Annotated in this window: 14 protein-coding genes; 10 read left to right on the top strand and 4 right to left on the bottom strand. The window is 41.8% G+C overall.

The window, feature by feature from the left end; genetic code table 11:
• Positions 1-352: 352 nt before the first annotated feature.
• The 4 genes from CVS91_RS04880 to mraY form a co-directional block, all read right to left on the bottom strand.
• Positions 353-5,653 carry a hypothetical protein gene (locus tag CVS91_RS04880; protein WP_107830686.1) on the bottom strand — a complete coding sequence of 1,767 codons (5,301 nt, stop codon included), beginning with the start codon at positions 5,651-5,653 and terminating at the stop codon, positions 353-355.
• A gap of 123 nt (positions 5,654-5,776) precedes the next feature.
• A complete protein-coding gene (gene murD, locus CVS91_RS04885; protein ID WP_107830688.1) occupies positions 5,777-6,994 on the bottom strand; it encodes a UDP-N-acetylmuramoyl-L-alanine--D-glutamate ligase in 1,218 nt (405 codons plus the stop codon).
• 4 nt (positions 6,995-6,998) lie between these two features.
• Positions 6,999-7,514: a hypothetical protein gene (locus tag CVS91_RS04890; RefSeq protein ID WP_107830690.1), complete on the bottom strand. Its 516-nt coding sequence runs from the start codon at positions 7,512-7,514 to the stop codon at positions 6,999-7,001.
• 3 nt (positions 7,515-7,517) lie between these two features.
• Positions 7,518-8,582, bottom strand: coding sequence for a phospho-N-acetylmuramoyl-pentapeptide-transferase (gene mraY, locus CVS91_RS04895; RefSeq protein ID WP_107830692.1), 1,065 nt, complete (start codon positions 8,580-8,582; stop codon positions 7,518-7,520).
• 79 nt (positions 8,583-8,661) lie between these two features.
• Between mraY and gpmI the strand changes: the two genes are divergently transcribed.
• The 10 genes from gpmI to CVS91_RS04945 all read left to right on the top strand — a co-directional run bounded on the left by gpmI (position 8,662) and on the right by CVS91_RS04945 (position 17,289).
• Entirely contained in the window at positions 8,662-10,125 is a 1,464-nt protein-coding gene (gpmI, locus tag CVS91_RS04900; RefSeq protein WP_107830693.1) for a 2,3-bisphosphoglycerate-independent phosphoglycerate mutase, read from the top strand.
• Between the two features lie 36 nt (positions 10,126-10,161).
• Positions 10,162-10,905, top strand: coding sequence for a 3-oxoacyl-ACP reductase FabG (fabG, locus tag CVS91_RS04905; protein ID WP_107830695.1), 744 nt, complete (start codon positions 10,162-10,164; stop codon positions 10,903-10,905).
• 86 nt (positions 10,906-10,991) lie between these two features.
• Positions 10,992-11,225: an acyl carrier protein gene (gene acpP / locus CVS91_RS04910; protein ID WP_002941395.1), complete on the top strand. Its 234-nt coding sequence runs from the start codon at positions 10,992-10,994 to the stop codon at positions 11,223-11,225.
• A gap of 34 nt (positions 11,226-11,259) precedes the next feature.
• Complete coding sequence (locus CVS91_RS04915) at positions 11,260-12,471, top strand: beta-ketoacyl-ACP synthase II (RefSeq protein ID WP_107830697.1); 1,212 nt, start codon at positions 11,260-11,262, stop codon at positions 12,469-12,471.
• Between the two features lies 1 nt (position 12,472).
• Positions 12,473-13,408: an acetyl-CoA carboxylase carboxyl transferase subunit alpha gene (gene accA, locus CVS91_RS04920; RefSeq protein ID WP_107830699.1), complete on the top strand. Its 936-nt coding sequence runs from the start codon at positions 12,473-12,475 to the stop codon at positions 13,406-13,408.
• 204 nt (positions 13,409-13,612) lie between these two features.
• Positions 13,613-14,467, top strand: coding sequence for a CbrC family protein (locus CVS91_RS04925; protein ID WP_107830701.1), 855 nt, complete (start codon positions 13,613-13,615; stop codon positions 14,465-14,467).
• Between the two features lie 11 nt (positions 14,468-14,478).
• Positions 14,479-15,321 (top strand): YwqG family protein, encoded by an 843-nt coding sequence (locus tag CVS91_RS04930; protein ID WP_107830703.1) that lies wholly within the window; start codon positions 14,479-14,481, stop codon positions 15,319-15,321.
• Between the two features lie 424 nt (positions 15,322-15,745).
• The gene (locus CVS91_RS04935) at positions 15,746-16,360 is read left to right on the top strand and encodes a riboflavin synthase (protein WP_107830705.1); all 615 of its coding nucleotides are present in this window, start codon (positions 15,746-15,748) and stop codon (positions 16,358-16,360) included.
• A gap of 10 nt (positions 16,361-16,370) precedes the next feature.
• Positions 16,371-17,090, top strand: a complete 720-nt coding sequence (pgeF, locus tag CVS91_RS04940; protein ID WP_107830707.1) for a peptidoglycan editing factor PgeF — start codon at positions 16,371-16,373, stop codon at positions 17,088-17,090.
• Entirely contained in the window at positions 17,080-17,289 is a 210-nt protein-coding gene (locus CVS91_RS04945) for an acetyltransferase (RefSeq protein ID WP_107830709.1), read from the top strand. Before pgeF ends, CVS91_RS04945 begins: the two co-directional genes overlap by 11 nt.
• Position 17,290: the final 1 nt, after the last annotated feature.

Below are 17,290 nucleotides of genomic sequence, written 5' to 3' on the forward strand. Positions count from 1 at the left end.
TAAATTTTTAAAGTTTATTTTATATCGACAAATTCCTTTAAAAGTTTATAGTTTTAAGATTAATTATTTTATTTAAGTTTTATATAAAGGCTTTGATATATTTATAATTGATTAAATTTAGTTTTATTTGCCTTATTTTAGGTTATTTATAGATATTTTTTATAGTAAAAATTTATTTTAGTATGTGATAAAAATTATTATGTGTGAAGCATTATTTCTAGGGATGTTTATGAAATTTAAGCTAAATAGCACAAAAAAGAGGATTTTAGAGTATAAAAATTAAAATTTATGATTTTAGCTTAAAAGTCCATTAAGCTAAGGAGTAACAGAAATTTCTTTAAATTTAAAAGATCTAATGCACCAAATTTACTACACTTACATCTTTATCTATCTCGATAAAAAATGTTTGTGCGCCAGCTCCGCTGCCATATACGCCTTTATAGACTTGATTTACTGCGTGACCACTACCATCAACTGCTACTTGGTTGTGTGTATCGCCTAAAGCGCTATGCTTTAAATTTAGTGCCGCTACTTCGCTGTCTGTAGCTTGCGCGAAGATAGTGCCTTTGCCATCTAGTGCTACTTTGTCGTTATTGTCACCTTTGATCTTTAGCACGGTATTTATGCTTTTTAGCCCGCCATCTGTTACTTGTGCGTCTATGATATCAAGCACGCTTTTGGCGTCTAGTCCTATCGAGACCGCCTGAGTGCTCTTGCTACCAAGCTGTAAAGTTTCAAAGCTCTTTAGTTTATCGTTTAGATCAGCCACCCTGCTAAGATCGATATTTTCAGTAAAGATGAGCGTATCAACGCCACCTTTTGCATCTATCTTGTTGCCTTCGTAGGTAAATGTATTGTCTTGATCATCTCCCTCGTGAGTGATCTTGATATTTTTATCTATCTCAACGAAAAATGTTTTTGTGCTAGCTCCATCAGTGTATGTGCCTTTATAGACGTGATTTACCGGAGTGTCGTAGGAGTCGATGATCGGCTTACCGCTTGCATCTTTATATGTTTTCCATACATCTGGGTTATGTGCCGGATCTGGCTGAAATTCTCTTACATGTCCGTTACCGTTAGTTTCTACTTTGTTGTAGCTACCACCTATAGCTTTGCTATGCTTCCAGTTTAGTAAAGTCACCTCTTCGTTTGTTGCTAATTCAAATTTATTTGTGCCATCGTTTATTAGTTTTACGATATCGTTGCTATCTCCTAGTATCTTTAAAACTGTATTTATGCTTTCAGTGCCAGATACGGTTGTTAGGGTTGAGTATTCGCCTTCTGTTATCTTTGTTGTTCTAGAGTCTATTATGTCAAGAACATTTTTTGTGTTAAATGATATTGAAACAGCTTGGTTTTCTGTGCCTAGTTGCAAGCGTTCGAAGCTTTTTAGATTATCGTTTAGATTACTCACCTTTTCTAATTTTGTATCTTCAACAAATATCAGCTTATCAACGCCACCTTTTGCGTCTATATTCTTGCCATTATAGATAAATACATCGTTTAGGTTGCTACCTTCAAGGCTATCGTTATTGTGTTTGAGATGTATCACTCTGTTAAAATCATCAGTATCATCACCAAAATATTTTGCTGGCTTGCTACTATCTTTTTCTTGATTTACTAAACTTCTATATCCCTTTTTACCAGCTATAAGACCATCTTTTTCATCGCTAACATATCCTTTATCATGTAGGGCTTTTACATAGCTATCACTAAAAAGGTGCGTGCCGCTTCCTTGTGAGCCTATGATTTTATAGTCGCTAGCATTTTGTGACCTTTTCTTTATCATTATGTCTAAAAATGTATCTTGCGTCCTATCAACATAATCAACCTCTATCCTATAAAATCCTTTTTTTAGATTATAAATATGATTGCCTCCGTGAGGGCCATTGTCTCCTGAGCCAAACCAATATGCCCACTTTCCAAAACTTTCATCTGCTATTTTTACATCTACCATATCTTGAAAGTGCTTTGCTGCTATGTTGTATTGGCCATCTTCTTTTATGTATATCCAACCTTTCATTTTCATGATCAGATCAGTTCCTATAGGCTCCGCCTCCTCAAGGACGTAGTTTCCTGTCTTGTTTAGATTATAATGCGCCCCAGTGTGATCGGTATCGCTTGCTTCTGGAGAGTGTCCTACTTTTGCTATATCGTTTGTGTTTAGCTCACCTGCGTGTGGTCTTGTTGATTTTAGCTTCCAGTCTTTGCCTCCTTGAAAAGAAAGCTCATTATAAGTTGTAGTTGCACTTACGCCAGTTCCTGCCCATTTGGTCCATGCCTCGTAGTGATTTGCTACGTGGTATCCATACCCTCCTGGGGAGATATTATCCGCTCTTGGACCAGTCGTAACTGCTGGATCGTATGACCAAAATTCTGTATTTGTGCAGTCAAAAAACCACATATCAACGTCAAGCCCTTTGTTTGCCACCATAGTCACGGTTTGAACGGCTAAATTTCCTGCATCATCTAGTCTTTCTACTATGTAGTTTTTGCTGCCAGTATTTTGCGCTACGTTAAAGCTTCCAGAGTAGCTTAAATTTCTATCAAGTGTAAGTGTCGTCTTCTCAGATGTCTCAGCGTCTATGACCTCTACATCTTTTGATTTTTCATCGTTTGGATTGTTTGCAGCTTCGCCTTTGCCGCTAAAATTTATAGCGTAGCTACCGGAGCTGTTTTTTATATTGTCAAAGTCAGATTCTATTAGTTTGTCAGGCTTTGAGTCAAGATCGACCGTGATAGTTAGGTTATCATCTCTTTGAGGCACGCCGTCAGTCCCCACGTAGGTGGCGTCTATGATATGGTGCGTTCTATCTAGCTTTTTGCCAACCTTTTCAAAGTCTGCTATGACGGTATTGTTTTCGATCTTGGCTATAAAGCTATCACTTATATTTCCATTTTCGTCTTTTATCTCGATTAGCACGTAGCCTTTACCGTCACTTGTGGTGTCAGGCTTATTTATACCAAATTTAATGTATGGCTGTTCGTCATTAGTAAGAGCGATGCTATAGTTTATCTTTTGGGTAGAATTTGACTCATACTGGCTTGTCGAGATGATATGCTCGTAGTCCTCTTCGTTTAGGTATTTTGCAGAGTGGATATCGGCATTATCTATCTTTGTAACAAGCTTTACATCGTCTATATAGTCAAGCACACCAAAGGCAAATAGCCTACCACTTGAAGTGCCTGATATTGCGCTTCCATCATCTTTTATAAGGGTCGCATCGACTAAGGTCGGGCGCTTGCTACTTACCGTCACGTCTGGTATGGTGATGGCGCCGTCACTTATCACTTTTATATCGCTTGGATCTTTTTTATTTATCATATGTACGCCATCATCGTCTAAGATGTAGCTTACGGTTGATTGTTTGTTAGTAAGTGGGTTTAGGATGCTTATCTTTAGCTCGTCTTTTGGCACTGCGCTACTTGGGAGATAGACCTTTACATCAGAGGTCGTTATAGCTCCGGTGGTGTCATCTATGAGCCCATCTCCGTCAGCGTCTTTGACAAATTTAGCCACTGGGCTGTCGCTAAATTTTATCTCATTTGTATCGCTCTCGCCTTTGTTGCCAGCCTTGTCCATCATGGTCGTCGTTATGCTTGTGGTTTTGCCATGCTCTATTGGCACTGTGATCTTAAATTTACCATCATTTAGTGGCACTTCATTGTGATCAGGGGCGATTATCTTGCCATTAGTGTATGTGTAGACCTTGTGCGTTTTACTGCCGTCTGGGTTGGTGACATCGATGGCTATCTTATCGCCTTCTTTTATCACGCTTGGGATTTTTATAGATGCCTCAGTTTTTGTTGGATCGCCGTCATTGTATCTGTTTTCTGAAGTGTCTATCTTGCCATCTGGTGTTCTATTGCTAGAGCCCAAGTCACTATCAAAGCTTATCTTGGCTGATTTTACAGGAGGAGCTACTACGACGCTTGGGGTGGTTTGGTTGCTTGCGCCATTTGGTTTTGGCGTGCCATGCTCGTCATTAACCGTTGTATTTATAGATACACTTGAGCCAGGTGCTACTGGTACGCTTACGCCCGGCACTTCAAATTTGCCATTAACTATTGGCACTACTACGCTTGGGTTATTTTTATCATAAACGCTTGTGCCATCATCGCTTACGACAAATTCTTTTGGCGAGCCACCTATATTTATAGTGACGCTCTCTTTTGGCTTTATAGTGCGAGGTAAATTTATCTCAACCTTTGAAGTGCCATCTCCTATCTCGTCGCTACTTATCAGCCCATCGCCGTTTTTATCGGCTGTTAGCGTTACTTTTACGGTGTCACTTACATTGCTGCTTGGCGTAGTGCTTGTGGCTGAGACGTTGCCAAATTTATCAACTACGCCAGTTTCTATGCTGCTTCCTGCTGTGATGTTTGCGATGTTTGGCACGCTAAAGCTAACTGTGCCATTTTCATCGGTCGTAAATGTATAGGTGTTGCCATCCTCGTCAGTTGCCGTGCCATTTTCTTTATCTAGCGTAAATTTCTTTTCAACTGGCGGCTTGCCCGGCTCATTTAGCTTAAACGTGATCTTATCTCCAGTGCTAAGCTCATCAGGCACTACAAATTTCATACCGCTAGTTTGCGTGCCGCTGCCATATCCTAGCTCGGTCGCATCTATCACGCCGTCGCCATTTTTATCAAGATCAAGCGTGGCTGTCACTTTTGAGGTGGCTGGTGTGTCATTTAACTCATAAGTAGTTGGCGGCGCGGTAAATGTCTTGCCACCAGTGGTGTATGAGCTTGTCACGGTTGTTTTGCCATGGTTTAAAATTTCAACCCCAGTGATCTCTGCTTTGCCATTTACGATAGGTATAGGAGGCGCTCCAGTGGGCGTGCCGGTGCTATCAACTGGGATTAGCTCGTTTGTTATCGTATTTACTTTGTAGTTGCTAGTTTTGCCACCGCCTTTCATGTTTGTCTTTATCGTGATGATGTCGCCATTTTTAGCAACGTCTGGGATATCAACACCTATGCTTGTGATGATCTTCTTGCCATCAGGAGTTTTTGGTAGTGAGTTTAGCTGTGCTCCTCCTAAAAAGCCCTTTTTCTCGCCAGTATCGCTTGTGAGGTTGAAATTTAGCACGATGTTTGGCTCTGGCGGTGTAAAATTTAGGTTTTGCGCGCCAAATCCAGCGTAAGAGACCCCGCCGATCTTAGCCTCGCCAACTGGCCATTTGACCTCGTCATGCCTAGCTTCAAGAGCGCGCAAACCCGTGTAAAAGTCGTAGATATTTGAGTAGTGACCACCTAGTTCAAATTTGATGCCACCACTGCTAGCAGAGGCGAAATAGTGCGGTGATGAGCCGTGAGAAGATGGCTCTTGATGGGAGATTTGATCATCGTCATTTGCGTGTTCTTTGTGATTTTCAAGGATGTTTGCGTTTTTTGGGATGACTAGCTCGCCTTTATGCTCGGCAAAGACATTTATAGTGTGAAATACCGAACTAAAGCCGACATAAGCCTTTTCGCCGTCATCAAAAACAATGGTAAGGTTCGAGTTTTCGCTCGTTTTTATATCATCACCAAGGTAAATTTCATCGCCTTTGTGTAGCACCCTCATAGTGCCGTCCCTGCTTATGGCGATGGCTTCACCTTTGATCTTTTTGATAACGCCGATCCTTATGGCGTCAAAATTTGGCATTTTTTCATCCCTGTAAAATATGTGTATTGTAATATCGGAAAAATTTACTAAATTTTTATATAAGAAAAAATAAATTTTTATCTAAACTAAAAAAATAACAAGAGTGATTTTTTTTAAAAGCTGCTAAAGAGCCCTTATGAACTCTTTAAATTTATCTCCTCGTTCGGCGTAGCTCTTAAACTGATCAAGGCTCGCAGCTGCTGGGCTTAGAAGCGCTATCTCGCCATTTTTTAGCTCTTTGCTTATCTCATTTACAGCGTTTTGTAAAAAGTCGCATTTTAGGGCAGGCACGTTAAATTTAGCAGCTAAATTCATAAGTTTGTCACTATTTGAGCCGATGGCGTAAATTTTGACTTTAAGACCCTTTAAATTTTCAAATAGCTCATCCATGCTAACGCCCTTGTCATCGCCGCCTAAGATCAGGTGCATGAAGTGATCTTTATAGCGTTTTACGGCTTGAATGCTGGCGTCTATGTTGGTCGCTTTTGTGTCATTTACCCAGGTTCGACCCATCTTATCAGTAAATTCTTCGAGCTTGTTTGCTTCAATAACAAAGGTGTTTAAAAGCTCAACGTCACAGCGGTCAAATAAAATTTTCTCCACCGCCAGTGCTAGCAGCGCGTCAAGTAAAAACGGCGTTTTAAAGGCTATATCGCCCAAATTTACGCCGCAAAATTTAGCCAAGTCGCTCTCATCTTTATAGGTGATCACCTTGGCTTTTGTGGGCGTTTTAGCGTAAATTTCAGGCACGATAGCTACGCTTGTTTCGCTCATGCTAGCAAGCGGCTTAAGCTTTGCCTTTTCGTACTCGCTCATGTTGCCATGCCAGCTTAGATGATCTGGAGTGATCGGCAAAAGCACGTAGATGCCAGGCGTTGCGTGCTTTGTGTAGTGCAGCGTAAATGAACTAGTCTCAAGTATCCAAATTTTAGCGTGTGGGTTTAAAATTGCTAGCGCGATGCCGACGTTACCGCCCATGACTGAGCCTTTGCTCTCTAGCAGGTGCTGCATCATCTTTGTGGTCGTCGTCTTGCCGTTTGTGCCGCTTATCCAGACGTTAAATGGCAGATGCGCCTTATAAATTTCATAAAAATAGTCATATTCGCTAACTAAATTTTTAGCTTTTTTGACAAGCTCGTGGTGAGGCGGTATGCCAGGGCTTGGTATCTCTAGGCCGCTTTTTGCTGGGTCAAATTCGCTAACTGGCAAAAGAGCGTTGCCAAACTCGTCCTTAGAAATTTCGCTAAATTTATCATCGTAGATATCCCAAAGTCCGTCATTTACGAAGTTTTTAGCGATCGCCTTTGTCGTGCCACCATAGCCAAATAGTGATTTTCTCATACTTTTATCCTCTTTTGCCCCATAAAATTTCTACTATCTCGTTAGCACTTAGCTCACGCATCACGCCCTCTATCTCGCGGCGCTCAAAGAGCTCAAAGCTAAATGTTTTGGCAAAATTTAGCTTTAAAAACTCTGCAAAATAAGCACCCTTGCAAGCAAATGTCACTCTTACATAAAATGCCTCTAAAAAATCATCATCAAATTCAGGCACAGGTGCCAACATACGCTCTATGATCTGCCTAAGCTCGTCTTTTGTTATATCAGGCACTACTTTTGGCTCTGGCAAAGCGATGTCAAAGGCGAGATTTTCAGCGCCCTCGGCCTCCCACCACTCATGCAGGCTAAATTTACTCATATCTTTGCCGCTTATCTTAGCTAAACGATCGGCTACTTTGCGGTACTCTTCGCCATCCTCATCGCCAAATTCGTCGCAATAGTCGGTGTAGGCTAAAATTTGCTCCAAAATTTCATCATATTTTTTTCTAGCACTCTCAAAGTCAGGCTCTATCTGCGCTCGCATGATCTACCTGATCTTTAGTGCCGTTAGTGCGATCAAATTTGCTAAAAGCGCGATGATCCAAAAGCGCACGATGATCTTATTTTCCGCCCAGCCCTTTATCTCAAAATGGTGATGTATAGGCGCCATTAAGAAAATTCTGCGTTTAAAAATTTTAAAGCTACCCACCTGCAAGATGACGCTTAGCGTCTCAACGACAAAGATGAGGCCGATGATGATGAGCAAAATTTCGTTTTTGGTCGCAACGCCCATAAAGCCGATATACGCACCAACACTTAGGCTGCCGCTATCGCCCATAAAGACCTCGGCCGGATGGCAGTTAAACCACAAAAAGCCCATGAGCGAGCCAATGAGCGCAGAGGCTACGACGACGCTCTCGCCAACGCCTGCGATCTTTGGTAAAAGCAGGTACGAGCTAAAGACGGCGTGACCGCAGATGTAGGCAAAAACGCCAAGAGTTAGAAGTGAAAATATCGATGGCACCGCGGCTAACCCGTCAAGTCCGTCTGTTAAATTTACCGCATTTGAGGCTGCGACGATGACAAGCGTCCAAAAGAAAATGGCAAAAATTTTCATATCAAAGATCGGCTGCTTGTAAAATGGCAGGTAAAACTCGGTATTTAGCTCTTTGCTGATGTATAAAAACGCTGCGAGCAAAAAGGCGATTAGAAACTGAAAAAGGAGCTTTGCCTTTGGGCTTAGGCCGGCGTGGTTTTTAGCACCTAAAATTTTGCTGTAATCATCCTTGTAGCCAAGCAAAGTGAAACAAACTAGGCAAAAGAGCGAGGCTAGCACGAAAGCGTTATCAAGCCTAGCGCAGATGATCGTGGCGATCACGGCTGTAAAGACAAAGATAAGTCCGCCCATGGTTGGCGTTTTTGCCTTTTTTTGGTGAGTTTGTGGCGCGAGCTCGTAGATAGGCTGGGCGGCGTTTTTTGCCTTTGCCCAAGCGATAAATTTAGGCATCAGATAAGCTGTCAAGATAAATGATATGAAAAACGCGATGCCAGCGCGAACGGTGATGTATTGAAAGATATTAAAATTTAAAATTTCATAGATATAGTAAAACATAGGGGCCTTTATTTTAAAAAAAAGCAATTTTAGTATAATGGCCTTAAAAATTATCTAAATTTAAGGATAAAATTTAAAAATGGCTCAAAAAACTATACTTATAATAACTGATGGCATTGGATATAACAAAAATGGCAAATTTAATGCATTTGAGGCGGCCAAAAAGCCAAACTACGATAAATTTTTTAAAGAAATTCCAAACTCACTCATAAAAACTTCTGGAAACGCTGTGGGGCTACCTGAGGGGCAGATGGGAAATAGCGAAGTAGGGCACATGTGCATAGGAAGCGGTCGAGTTTTATATCAAAATTTGGTCAAAATTTCACGCAGCTTTGATGACGGCTCAATAGCAGAAAATGAAGCGCTAAAAGCTCTTTTTAAAAAGTGCAAAAAAATTCACGTCATGGGGCTATATAGCGACGGTGGCGTGCACTCTCACTTAGAGCATTTTGATGGCATGTGCGAGCTTGCTAGTAAAAATGGCTGCGAAGTTTTTGCCCACGCTATCACCGACGGGCGCGACGTTAGCCCAAATAGTGGCGTAAATTTTATAAAAAGCTTGGAGGCTAAATTTAAGGTAGCAACCGTTTGTGGGAGATTTTACGCGATGGATAGAGATAAACGCTGGGAGCGCGTAAAAGAGGCCTATGATAGCCTAGTAAATGGGGCAAATTTAAGCGATCTAGCACCAAGCGAGTATCTGCAAAAAAGCTACGACGAGGGCGTGACTGACGAGTTTGTAAAGCCAGCAAGCTTTAATGGCTTTAAAGGCATAGGCAAAGATGACGGTGTGATCTTTATAAATTTTAGAAATGATAGAGCAAGAGAGATTTGCGAGGCTTTGGGCGAGGAGAAATTTAGCGAGTTTGAGCGACCTTTTGCTATTAAAAATTTAATCACCATGACCGAATACGACGCAAATTTTAAATTTGAAGTGCTCTTTAAAAATGAAAAGATAAAAAACACTCTAAGCGAGGTCATAGCAGCTGCTGGACTAAGGCAACTTCACACGGCTGAGACTGAAAAATACGCCCACGTAACATTTTTCTTTAATGGTGGCGTCGAGGAGCTAGCCAGCAACGAAACTAGGGTGCTAATCCCTAGTCCAAAGGTCAAAACCTACGACGAAAAGCCAGAGATGAGCGCTGCGGAGGTTTGCAAGGCTGTGCTAAAGGGCATGGAGGATGAGCAAGACTTTATCGTGGTAAATTTCGCAAATGGCGATATGGTGGGGCACACTGGCAACTACGAAGCTGCTATAAAAGCAGTCGAAGCAGTGGATATGGCTCTTGGAGAAATTTATGCTAAAGCAAAAGAGAAAAACTACGCCATGATCATCACGAGCGATCACGGAAACTGCGAAGAGATGCGTGATAGTAGCGGCGAGCTACTGACAAACCACACAACTTATGACGTCTTTTGCTTTGTGATGGCTGATGGGGTTAAGGAGCTAAAAAATGGCGGCCTAAACAACATCGCGCCTAGTGTTTTAAAGCTCATGGGGCTTGAAATTCCAGCTGAAATGGACGAGGCGTTATTTTAAATTTGATAATATAAGCAAAATTTATAAGGAGAATCTATGAAATTTAGCGGAAAAAACGTGCTAATAACAGGTGCAAGCAGAGGTATTGGCGCACAGATCGCAAAGACACTTGCAAATATGGGCTTAAAGGTGTGGATAAACTACCGCTCAAAGCCTGAGATAGCAGACGCTTTGCAGGCTGAGATCGAGCAAAATGGCGGCAAGGCTGCGGTGATAAAATTTGACGCGACAGACGAAGATGAGTTTATAAAAGGTATAAATTTGATAATTGATAGCGACGGCGAGCTAAGCTACCTTGTAAATAACGCTGGTATCACAAATGACAAGCTAGCGCTTCGCATGAAAACTAGCGAATTTACAGATGTGATAAATGCAAATTTAACTTCAGCTTTCATAGGATGTAGAGAGGCTTTAAAAGTGATGAGTAAAAAGCGCTTTGGAGCGGTCGTAAATGTCGCATCTATCGTTGGCGAGATGGGAAATGCAGGACAGGTGAATTATTCAGCCAGCAAGGGCGGACTAATCGCTATGAGCAAGAGCTTTGCAAAAGAGGGCGCAAGTAGAAATATCCGCTTTAACAGCGTAACTCCTGGCTTTATCGAGACTGATATGACGCATGGACTAAGTGATGAGGTTAAAAAAACTTATAGTGATAATATCCCGCTAAAACGCTTTGGTAGCGCTAGTGAGGTGGCCGAGGCGGTTGCATTTTTACTAAGTGATCACGCTAGCTACGTGACTGGCGAGACGCTAAAAATAAACGGCGGACTTTATATGTAATGAAATTTCAACAAGTTTTGAAATTTAAAATAAATAAAAGCGTAAATATTATAAGATAACAGACATTTTTTATAAGGAGACCTTAAATGGCAGTATTTGAAGACGTAAGAGACGTAGTTGTAGAGCAACTAAGCGTAGATCCACAAGCGGTAAAACTAGAGTCTAAAATCATCGAAGATTTAGGCGCTGATTCACTTGACGTTGTAGAGCTAGTTATGGCTTTAGAAGAGAAATTTGAAGTAGAAATTCCTGATAGCGAAGCAGAGAAATTAGTAAGCATTCAAGACGTTGTAAATTATATAGAAAAACTAGGCAAATAATTTAAATTTGCATAGTTTGATTTAAGGAGATGTATTGAAACGAGTCGTTGTAACTGGTATTGGCATGATAAACGCACTTGGTCTTGATAAAGAGAGCTCTTTTAAGGCTATTTGCGAGGGTAAAACAGGTGTGAAAGAGATCACGAGCTTTGATGTAAGCGAATTCCCTGTTAAAATTGCTGCCGAGATAACTGATTTTGATCCAAATAGCATTTTAGACGGCAAAGAGGTGAAAAAAGTAGATCGTTTCATACAGCTTGGCATAAAAGCATCTAACGAAGCTATGGCTGATGCAAATTTTAAGGAGTTTGATGCTCATAAATTTGGTGTTAGCTCAGCTGCTGGTATAGGTGGTTTGCCAAATATTGAGAAAAACTCAATCACATATTTTGAAAAAGGCGTGAAGAGAATTTCGCCATTTTTCATCCCATCTGCACTTGTAAATATGCTAGGTGGCATAGTTTCAATAAATCACGGACTAAAAGGTCCAAATTTATCAAGCGTAACAGCTTGTGCAGCAAGCACTCATGCGATATCACAAGCTGCAAAATGCATAATGATCGGTCAAGCAACAAATATGCTAGTTATCGGTGCTGAGTCAACTATCTGTGGCGTTGGCATAGGCGGTTTTGCGGCGATGAAAGCACTCTCAACTAGAAACGATGAGCCAAGTAAGGCATCAAGGCCATTTGATGCAAACCGCGATGGCTTTGTAATGGGCGAGGGCGCTGGCGCACTTGTGCTTGAAGAGTATGAGTCAGCTATTGCAAGAGGCGCTAAAATTTACGCTGAAGTAGTTGGATTTGGAGAGAGCGGAGACGCACACCACATCACATCACCAACACTTGAAGGTCCATTAAGCGCGATGAAGCAAGCACTTGATATGGCAAAAGGCGTAAAGATAGACTATGTCAATGCGCATGGTACTTCAACGCCAGTAAATGATAAAAATGAGACAGCTGCGTTAAAGGCTGTTTTTGGTGATAAGTGCCCACCGGTTAGTTCAACCAAAGGTCAAACTGGACACTGCCTTGGCGGTGCTGGTGCGATCGAAGCAGTCATATCTATAATGGCAATGAGAGATGGCATCATCCCTCCAACGATAAACTACGAAACGCCAGATCCAGAGTGCGATCTAGACTACGTTCCAAATAAAGCTAGAAAAGCTGATATAAAAGCTGTCATGAGCAACTCGTTTGGCTTTGGTGGAACAAACGGCGTCGTGATATTTAAAAAGTTGGATTAAGATGTCAAATTATTTAGATTTTGAAAAGAGCATAAAGCAGATTGATGAAGATATAGCAAATGCTAAGATCAGAGGCGATGAACATGCTGTTGAAATTTTAAATAAGAACCTATCTAAAGAGATATCAAAAGTATATAAAAATTTAAACGAATATCAACGTTTACAACTTGCTCGTCACCCAGATAGGCCATACGCTATTGATTATATAAATTCATTTTTAGTTGATGGCTATGAGATCCATGGTGACAGGTCATTTCGCGACGACCCAGCAATAGTCTGCTACATCGGTTATATCGGAGGCAAAAAGGCTGTCGTTATAGGTGAGCAAAAAGGTCGTGGCACTAAAAATAAACTAAAAAGAAATTTTGGTATGCCTCATCCGGAGGGTTACCGAAAGGCTTTACGCGTAGCAAAATTGGCTGAGAAATTTAACCTACCTATCTTATTTTTGATAGACACTCCGGGCGCATATCCTGGTGTTGGCGCTGAAGAGCGAGGTCAAAGCGAGGCCATAGCTAGAAATTTATTTGAATTTGCAAATTTAAAAACTCCAATAATAGCTGTCGTTATCGGTGAAGGCGGAAGTGGCGGTGCTTTAGCTATTGGTGTGGCTGATAGACTTGCCATGATGAAAAACTCTGTCTTTTCAGTCATCTCGCCAGAGGGTTGTGCAGCGATACTTTGGAACGACCCAGCTAAACAAGAGCAAGCTACAAAATCTATGAAGATAACGGCTGATGACTTAAAAAATTTATCGCTTATAGATGACGTGATAAACGAGCCGATAAATGGAGCTCATAGAGATAAAGACGGTGCCGCAAAAGCACTTGCAAACTACTTCATCTCAGAGCTAGCCGAGCTTGAGAAGCTTGATATAAACGAGCTTGTCGCAAAAAGAATAGACAAAATCCTCTCTATCGGGGCTTATGAAGAGTAAAATTTATAGTCGCAAGTGAGTTGAAAGTTTAGGTAAATTTGCTTGCGGTCTCCTTTACGCTAAATTTAATGTACCTTTTTTTAAATTTTTAAAAATTAAACAATTTTATATTTTTATCCCACTCTTTTAAATTTTAATAACTCATCTATGGGACTTTTAAGTCTTTAAAGCTAAAATTCTTAGCAAATTTCATAAAGGCTATTTGTGGATAAATTTCAAGAAAAATATATAAAGCTTTCAAAAGATTACTACAAAAATAACGGCAATGCGGCAAGCGTGGAGGCTTTGTATCAGTTCAAAGAAGAGCTTGAGGCAAGCGATGATATGCAGGCAAAGAGCGTTTTGGTCGATATTTATCAGCTTTTGTCTATGCAAAAGAGCGCTTACGAGCTACTTTTAAAGATACACGATAAAAACGACAAAAAGCAGTTAAAAACGCTTGGTTATCTTGCGCAGTTTGTGGATGAGGGCGATAAATGGGCGGTACCAAGACCAAAGACCAAAGAGCAAATTTTAGCCCAAAAAGCAAAGGCTGCTACTTTGCCAAAATTTCGCTATCACCCAGAGCCATTAAAAACTGGCGCATTTAAAGATGATATGAGTGTCATCTGCGAGTGTTGCGGTAAAAACACAGAAATTTATTACAACAATGGCGTCTATAGCGAGCAAGACGTCACCTATCTTTGCCCAGCCTGCATCGCAAATGGCGAAGCTGCTAAGAAATTTGACGCTACCTTTGTGCAGGGCGCCGACAAGCTTGCCACAGATGACGCCAAAAAAGATGAGGAGCTCTTTGAAAGAACACCTGGCTATGAGAGCTGGCAGGGCGAGCACTGGGTGGCGTGCTGTGATGATTATTGCGCATTTTTGGGCGATGTGGGCACGAAGGAGCTTGAGGAGCTTGGCATCGCAGACGAGGTCTTTGCGGACTACGCAAAAAGGGACGATTACGACGCGAAAATGGCTCGCGAGCTGCTCGTAGCTGGCGGCGACTTTGCTGGATATTTGTTTCGCTGCTTGCACTGCAAAAAGTATCACATCTACATTGATGCTTGCTAGAAAGGAAAAATATGGATCTAAATGAAATTGCAAAAGGCTGCAAAGAGCGCGGTTTGAATGGGCTTTTTGAGTTTTTAAAGCCAATGGCTAAAAATGCCATCAAGATAGATACGCAGGCTAAAGATGACGGCGATATCGTTGTTGGAGCCTCTAAATTTGGCGGGCAGCCAGATCTGCCAGCCAATGTGCCTTGGCCCTCAAATGAAAACGGCGCGCTTAGCTTTGTGGCACAGATAAATTTTGCTGAAGTTAGCAAATTTGACACCGACGGGTTACTACCAAAAAGTGGCATGCTATATCTTTTTTATGATATAAATTTACGCATTTGGGGTTACGACCCTGCTGATAAAAAGGGCTTTGCCGTGATCTTTAGTGAGGCAGCTCAAGACCAGCTTACTCGCCAAAACGTGGATAGCGGAAATTTCACATTTGGCGCGCGATCTCTTAGCTTTAGGAGCGAGCTAAATTTGCCAAGTTTGCAAAGCTCGCTCGTGCCATTTGGCAAATTTAGCGAGGAGGAGTGGGAGGCCTATCACGAGATCATCGAGCCAAGCTGGCAGGCCAAAGAAAACAAGCTACTTGGCCACTCTGACAACATCCAAGATGGCATGGAGCTAGAGTGCGAGCTCGTGGCAAACGGCCTTGACTGTGGCGATGGCAGCGCTTATCACCACCCAAATATCTCTGAGTTTGAGAAAAATGCCGCCCAGTGGCAGCTGCTTTTGCAGATAGATAGCGACTGGGATAGCGACATGGACTGGGACGGAGAGGGCAGAGTTTATCTATGGATAAAGAGGGACGACCTAACGGCGCGCGACTTTAGTAAGACGTGGCTAGTTTTACAGACGAGCTAGGGGCGAAATTTAGCCAAAAGATTTTGACATGCGTCTAGTAGTAAAATTATTATTGCTGTTTTTTGGCACGCTATCTAAATTTTGCGACTAGAGCGTGTAAATTTAAAGGCAAATGGCATGTGAAATTTATGCTAGCTAGATCAAGTTTAAAACCTTTTGCAATTTGCCGCCAGTTAAATTTACCTTGCAAGTGACTTTTGCTACCAAGCTAGCGGCTCATCGCTAATTTGCTAGCTTTTTTATTTCTTTTTCTAGGTTGCACTCGCGTTTTTTGTTTTTTGCGTGACCGCTCAAAAGCGTATCTTTATGTCAGTTGTGATATTTGGCATTTATATCTTTTAAATTTCACGTAACCAGCAAATCTATCCATGCGCCAAATTTAGGCAAAATTTAGTAAAATCCTTAAAAAATTTAAAGGCAAAATATGTTTAATGGCTTAATCAGGGAGCTTGCCGAGGTCGTTAGCTACTCGCAAAATGTTTTACGGCTAAAGGCTAAATTTCGCCCAAATTTAGGCGATAGCATCGCAGTAAATGGCGCTTGCTTGAGCGTCATAAAACTATATGTTGATGGCTTTAGCGTGGAGCTAAGCGCAGAGAGCAGAGCAAATGTCGCGGTTGAAAATTTAAGTGGCTTGGTGCATATCGAGCCCGCGATGAAGCTTGGCGAGCGCGTGGATGGGCATTTGATGCAAGGACACATCGACTATATCGGCGTGATCTCGGCTATCAAAAAGCATGAAAACGGCGTTGATTTCTACATCGACCTGCCACGTGAGGCGATGGCTCTGATGGCAAACAAGGGCTCGGTGGGCGTCGAGGGCGTGAGCCTTACGATAAATGAAATTTTACCAAAGGGCATAAGACTAACCATCATACCGATCACGTTTAGAGATAGTCTTTTTGGCACTTTCAAGGTCGGCAGACGCGTAAATATCGAGAGCGACCTGCTGGCTCGCTACGTGGCTAGGATGCTTGAAGCTAAGCAAAATGGCGGCCTTAGCTGGGACGAGGTCGAGAGAATTTCAAGCCTCTACTAAGTGAGCGAAGATGCGTGAAAATTTAGAGATCGTTTTTGATAAAAATGGCATCATTGCTGGCTTTACAAACAGGCTTGGCGGCGTGAGCGAGGGTAAATTTAGCTCGCTAAATCTTGGCGATCATGTGGGTGACAACCCAGCAGACGTCATCAAAAATAGAGAAATTTTGGCTAGAAATTTGGGCGTGAAAAAGCTTAAATTTATGAAGCAGATCCACTCGGACAAGGTTTTTGTCCTTGAAGATGAAAAAGACGAGCTACCTGAGTGCGACGCTGTGATCACAAATTTAAGCGATGTTGGCATCTGCGTTTTGGTGGCGGACTGCTCGCCTGTTGTGATGATAGATGAGAGGCAGGGCGCTATCTGCGTGGCTCATGCAGGAAGAGCTGGCGTGACGTTAAAAATTTGCACAAAAGCAGTTACGCTCATGGGCGAGAAATTTGGCTCAAGAGCGGGCGATATCAGCGTATTTGTCGGGGCAAATATAAAGGGTGGCTGCTACGAGGTGGGCGAGCTTGATCTTGGGGAATTTAACGCATATAAGATAGGTAGAAATTTTGATATGAACGCGGCCTTAAGGGATGAATTTGGCGCACTTGGGGTTAAAAATTTAAACTTTAGCGAGGTCTGCACGCACTGCGACGATAGATATTTTTCGTACCGAAGAGACGGCGTGTGCGGTAGATTTTGCGGATTTGCGGTCAAATTTAAGGATAAAAATGGGATATGATAGTTTTAAAAATCCACTAGCAGCAAAAATAGCTCAAAACGCTAGAAATTTGGGCTTTGAGCAGCTTATGAACGAGGAGTTTGTGCAGATGCTTCTTAGCTCAAAAAAGATGGAGCTAAGCGCCGTGGATAGGGAAAATATCGAGCAAATTTTTATAAAACTGATGGAGATAGAAGAGAAAGTGCAACTTAGCAAATAAA

Origin of the sequence: Campylobacter concisus, assembly GCF_003048985.1 — a bacterium.
Classification (GTDB): domain Bacteria; phylum Campylobacterota; class Campylobacteria; order Campylobacterales; family Campylobacteraceae; genus Campylobacter_A; species Campylobacter_A concisus_AY.